The sequence below is a fragment of the Micromonospora sp. NPDC049799 genome (assembly GCF_040656655.1).
Lineage (GTDB): Bacteria > Actinomycetota > Actinomycetes > Mycobacteriales > Micromonosporaceae > Micromonospora.
This window is the reverse complement of the sequence record NZ_JBFAMU010000685.1, coordinates 1-2,179: the sequence shown is the minus strand read 5'-3', so window position 1 is coordinate 2,179 and position 2,179 is coordinate 1. Positions and strand designations below refer to the sequence as shown.

Sequence of the window (2,179 nt, the reverse complement as noted above, 5' to 3'; positions counted from 1 at the left end):
AGGAGGCCGAACCAGTCGCCGAAGGAGGCGGCGCCGAGGACGATCCAGAGCCGGCGGAACGGTCGGATCCGCAGAACCGAGCGGATCGCCGCGTACGCCGGTGGTCGGGCCGGGCGCGCCGCCGGATCCGGCGCCGTCGCGGCGGTCGTTCCCGGACGACGCCGACATCGGAGAGAGGTCCGAGGACGCGCTGCGGACCCGGGGCCGGCGCTCCTGACGACTGCCTGCGGCCCGCCAACGGGTAGCTGGGTACTGATCGACGTGGACGCGTTGACCTGACCCGCCGTACGACCTGACATCGCGACCGTCCGGGCTCTGCCCGGGCGGTCGCGGCATGTCCGCGTGCCACCGCCACCCGTCCGGCCCCGGACACGTACGCATCCACGATCTTCGATAAGCGCCGGATCGGCAACCCGGGGCGGCCACTTTCGCGGCTCGCGCCGAATTGCGGCCCAGAAATGTTACCGACTGGTAGACGACATGTTACGACAAGGACCTCCCATCCCCTCGGAGGTCCTGAATGCGTCTTCGGCTGTTCCCCACCCTCGGCAGCCTCGCCGCCGGCGTCCTGCTCGCGGCCACCCTCACCGCCACCCCCGCCGCCGCCGCCGGCACCGACTACGCGGCCCTCGGCGACTCGTACTCCTCGGGCGTCGGCACCAACAACTACGACGGCGTCAGCGGCTCCTGCCTGCGGAGCCCCCAGGCGTACCCGCGGCTGTGGGCCAACACCCACGTCGTCGCCACCTTCCAGTTCGTCGCCTGCTCGGGCGCCACCACCCGGGAGGTACTCAGTGGACAGCTCGGTGCGCTGAACTCCGGCACCGACCTGGTGACGATCTCCATCGGCGGCAACGACGCCGGCTTCGCCGACGTCGTGACGACCTGCCGACTGGGCAGCGACAGCAGTTGCCTCAGCGCGGTGAACACCGCGAAGGCCTACATCACCACGACCCTCCCGGGCCGGCTCGACGAGACCTACCGGGCCGTCCGCAGCCGGGCACCGTACGCCCGGGTGGTGGTGCTCGGTTACCCGCGCCTGTTCGAGCTGGGCTGGTGCGGCTTCGGCAGCATCAGCGAGTACAAGCGCAACCTGCTCAACGGCGGCTCCGACACCATGTCGAGCGTCATTTCCAGCCGGGCCGGAGCGGCCGGCTTCACCTACGTCGACGTACGCGGCCGGTTCGCCGGGCACGGCGTGTGCGCGGCCAGCCCCTGGATCAACGGGACCACCTGGCCGGTCGTCGAGTCGTACCACCCGAACGCCAGCGGCCACTCCTCCGGCTACCTGCCGGCGCTGAACGCCACCACCGCCTGACGGCACTCCGGTCCGGCGCCACCGACGCCGGCGGCCCGCCCCGTCGGCGGACCGCCGGCGTCACACCTGGGCCGACCGGTCACCCGGTCAGCGTGGTCCGTCCTCCGGGCTCGACGGCGGGTCCACCACCGGATGCCCGGTGTCGTCCACCACGCCCGGGGCCATGCTGCCGCCGTGCGCGTCCTGCGCCTCCCGGGTGCGCCGCGCCGCCGCGTCCTGCGGCACGCCCGGCGCGTCGTCGCCCGGCCACCGCTGCTCCTGGTCACTCATCCGTACCGTCCCTCCGTCGTCCCGAGTCCAGGCGGTACCCGAGCGGCCCGCCGGAAAACCCGGCCGGTCAGGAGGGGGCGCCGGCTCGCGCGTACGGCCCGGCGGGAAGGACGCCGAGCAGGGCGGCCAGGCTCGCGGCGTCGCGCTGCGCCTGGTCGTCGCAGCAGTTGTTGAACAGCACGTGCAGCTCGTCGCTCTGCCCGGCCAGGTCGGTCAGCAGCTCCGCCCAGCGGCGCAGCTCCTCCGCGCCGTACGCGTAGCGGAACTTCTCCTGCTTGTCGCCGGTGTCCCAGCCCGTGCTGTGGCCGTGGAAGCGGACCACCGCCAGGTCGGCGGTGGGCACGAGGATCGGCGGCACCGACGAGGGGTGTCCCTGCGGCATGTCCACGCCCACGTGGGACAGGTCGTGCTCGCGCAGGAAGGCCAGCGTGTCCAGCGCCGCCGTACCGTCGAACCAGGACCCGTGCCGCAGCTCCACGGCGACCCGCCACGGCCACACCATGCGGACCGTCACCACGTCCACGCCCGAGGCGCACCGGACCCGCCGCAGGACGGGCAGCACCGTGTGCGCGTCGAACGAGACAGCGAGCT

3 protein-coding genes are annotated in these 2,179 nt (G+C 73.0%); 1 reads left to right on the top strand and 2 read right to left on the bottom strand.

The features are described from left to right. The first annotated feature begins 520 nt into the window (after positions 1 to 520). A complete protein-coding gene (locus AB0I76_RS28250) occupies positions 521 to 1,318 on the top strand; it encodes an SGNH/GDSL hydrolase family protein (RefSeq protein ID WP_357041680.1) in 798 nt (265 codons plus the stop codon). A gap of 87 nt (positions 1,319 to 1,405) precedes the next feature. On the opposite strand, the gene AB0I76_RS28245 is transcribed toward AB0I76_RS28250, so the two are convergent. Then, the gene (locus AB0I76_RS28245) at positions 1,406 to 1,588 is read right to left on the bottom strand and encodes a hypothetical protein (protein ID WP_357041677.1); all 183 of its coding nucleotides are present in this window, start codon (positions 1,586 to 1,588) and stop codon (positions 1,406 to 1,408) included. A gap of 67 nt (positions 1,589 to 1,655) precedes the next feature. Next, positions 1,656 to 2,179: DUF72 domain-containing protein (locus tag AB0I76_RS28240; protein WP_357041675.1), on the bottom strand; the 524-nt coding region annotated here is incomplete at its 5' end.